General features: G+C 60.3%; 3 protein-coding genes. 1 reads left to right on the top strand and 2 read right to left on the bottom strand.

The features are described 5' to 3' along the window. Nucleotides 1–34 precede the first annotated feature (34 nt). Nucleotides 35–1,120 (bottom strand): iron-containing alcohol dehydrogenase family protein, encoded by a 1,086-nt coding sequence (locus tag RTY00_RS23180; RefSeq protein ID WP_312666525.1) that lies wholly within the window; start codon nucleotides 1,118–1,120, stop codon nucleotides 35–37. Beyond that, complete coding sequence (gene speB, locus RTY00_RS23175; RefSeq protein ID WP_154191994.1) at nucleotides 1,120–2,076, bottom strand: agmatinase; 957 nt, start codon at nucleotides 2,074–2,076, stop codon at nucleotides 1,120–1,122. The genes RTY00_RS23180 and speB overlap by 1 nt, the downstream gene beginning before the upstream one ends. 124 nt (nucleotides 2,077–2,200) lie before the next feature. On the opposite strand from speB, the gene RTY00_RS23170 reads away from it, so the two are divergent. After that, on the top strand, nucleotides 2,201–2,699 hold a 499-nt coding region (locus tag RTY00_RS23170; protein WP_312666523.1), incomplete at its 3' end, for a LysR family transcriptional regulator.

The raw sequence follows: 2,699 nt of genomic DNA, 5'->3' as shown, positions 1-2,699 counted from the left end.
TTCGGCGTAGGGTCGCCATTAAGGGCGACCGCTATTAAACCCTGCCCGCCAACCCCTCAATCCGCCGCATAGCCGCCAGCAAGCGCGCTTCGGTCACCGCTTCGGCCATGTTCTCCATATCCGGCGCATGCACCGATTCGCGCACAATCAGCGCCAGCTCATGCTCATCCAGCTCGGCAATCTCGCTTAGCGTCAGCGGCACGCCGCAGTCGCGTGCCAGGCGCATCTCATCCAGCACCTCCTCATCGGCGCGGTTCTCCAGCGCCAGCAAACAGAGGTTACCGAAGCCGACCAGCAAGCCGTGACCAAACTCGCGGGTTTTATCGCAGAAGGTAAAACCTTCATAAATCGCATGCGAAGCCGCTGCGTGTGCGCCGTTGCTCATCAGCGAGGTTAATCCTGCCCAGGTGAAAATCGCATCCAGCACCTGATCGAGCGACGCGCTGCTCTCACCGCGCAGCACTGCGGCATAGGCCGCTGGACCATGTTCGGCAATCACGTCATAACAAATCTGGCTGTGCGCCAGTGACGAGAGCGCATTGCCGTCGCGTGCCGGATGGCGTGCGCTGACCGCACGGAATTCGTACCACTTCGCCAGCGTATCGCCCAGCCCGGCGGCCAGCCAGCGGGCGGGCGCTTTTGCCAGCAGCTCGCTGTCGATAATTACTGCTGCCGGTGCCTGCGGCAGTGGGAAGATATCGAAGAAATTGCCGTTGTCATCATAACGAATACTCAGCGGCGTGACCGCGGAACAGGTGGCGGCGATGGTTGGCAGCGTCACCACCGGCAAGCCGAGCTGCGCGCCCACCGCTTTCACCGTATCCAGCGATTTACCGCCGCCAACGCCAATCAGCACCTCGGCGTGCAGTTCAGCTGCCAGCGCCGCTAAACGGTTGATGTGATTGATCGAGGTTTCGCCGCCAAACCACTCTTGCGCCAGCAGCGTGACGTTGGCCGCCAGCAGTTGCGCGCGAACTTGCGCTTCTACCGCCTGCAACGCCTGATGGCCGCCAATCAGCAGCGCACGCTGGCCCAGCCCGGCGCAGATCGCGCCTAATTGATTGATCACGCCCGCACCGCGCAGCACGCGCGCCGGGAACACCAGATTCTGTTGTGTCATCACTTGTTCTCTGTGTAACGGACGCCGGGCAACACGCACAGCATCTCATAAAGGATATTGGCCGCCAGCTGCGAGGTCATGCCGCTGATGTCATACGGCGGCGAGACTTCCACCAGATCGCCGCCCACCAGATTGAGTCCACGGCAGCCGCGCACGATCTCCAGCCCTTGCATTGAGGTTAAACCGCCCACTTCCGGCGTACCGGTGCCGGGCGCCCACGCGGGATCGAAGCTGTCGATATCGTAAGAGAGATACACCGGGCCGTTGCCGATACGTGCGCGCACCTCGGCCATCAGCGGCGTCATGGAGCGATACCAGCACTGCTCGGCGGGCACCAGATGGAAGCCCTGATCGACGCCCCACTGAAAATCATCGGCGGCGTAACCTTGCGCACGTTGCCCAATCTGTACCACGCGCTGACAGTCGAGCAGGCCTTCTTCCACCGCGCGGCGGAACGTGGTGCCATGCGCGATCTTCTCGCCAAACATCTCGTCGTTGGTATCGGTGTGCGCATCAATGTGAATCAGCCCCATCGGACCATGCTTCTTCGCCAGCGCGCGCAAAATCGGCAGCGTTAGCGTGTGATCGCCGCCCAGCGTTAACGGGATAATCGGCCAGTTATTCAGCTCGGTATAATAGTTTTCGATGATATCAACCGATTTCAGCAGGCTGTAAGTGTTGATCGGCACATCACCGAGATCGCCGACGCGCAGTGAATCAAAGGGCGCGGCGCCGGTAGCCATGTTGTACGGGCGGATCATCACTGAATCGGCGCGAATGGCACGCGGGCCATAGCGCGTGCCGCTGCGCTGCGAAGTGCCGATATCCAGCGGAATGCCGACGAATGCCACATCCAAATTGGCCGGTGTCTCAGCGGCCGGCAAACGCATCATGGTGCCGCGTCCGGCAAAACGGGGCATCTCGTTGCCGCCTTGCGGCTGGGGGAAATCGGTCATCACGCACTCCTTCAGTCAGGTGAAACCCATCATTACCCAGCCCGCGCGCCGGAAAAATCCTTGACAGCAGATAATCACTTCAGAGATTACTTAACTTTAGTCAGCAATCACTGAAGGAAAATCGGTGCAGACGCTTCCCAACCTTAAACTGCTGCAGGTGTTCGCCAGCGTGGTTGAAAATCAGGGCTATTCGCGCGCGCAGCAGGCGCTGAACATGACCACGCCCGCCATCAGCGCCTACATGAGCGAGCTGGAAACTCAGCTCGGTTTTATCCTCTGTCAGCGCGGACGCGGCGGCTTTACCCTGACCAGCAAAGGCGAGCAGTTTTATCGCTACAGTCAGGAGATGCTGGCGACGCTGGAGGGTTGGCAGGAGCAGGTGGAAACCTTGAAAAGCGCGCAGGGCGGCACTTTTTCGCTTGGCGTGGTGGACGCCACCGTCACCGACAGCACGCTGGATCTACCCGCTGCGATTGCGCGTTTTAATCAGCGCTTTCCAGCGGTGTTTTTCAATCTGAGCGTACGCGATCCCAATGAGTTGCAGCAGCAGTTGCTGGAGGATCGGCTGGATTTGGCGATTGGTCACTTCCCGCTGCGCGCCAGCAATCTGGTGACCATTCCGC

This window comes from Pantoea sp. CTOTU49201 (assembly GCF_032054795.1).
In the GTDB taxonomy this organism is placed as follows: Bacteria; Pseudomonadota; Gammaproteobacteria; order Enterobacterales; family Enterobacteriaceae; genus Pantoea; species Pantoea symbiotica.
This window is presented reverse-complemented; position numbering and strand designations above follow the sequence as displayed.

Coding starts and splice junctions, on each gene's coding strand:
- speB (WP_154191994.1), bottom strand. CDS start 2,076: ATGACCGATTTCCCCCAGCCGCAAGGCGGCAACGAGATGCCCCGTTTT.
- RTY00_RS23180 (WP_312666525.1), bottom strand. CDS start 1,120: ATGACACAACAGAATCTGGTGTTCCCGGCGCGCGTGCTGCGCGGTGCG.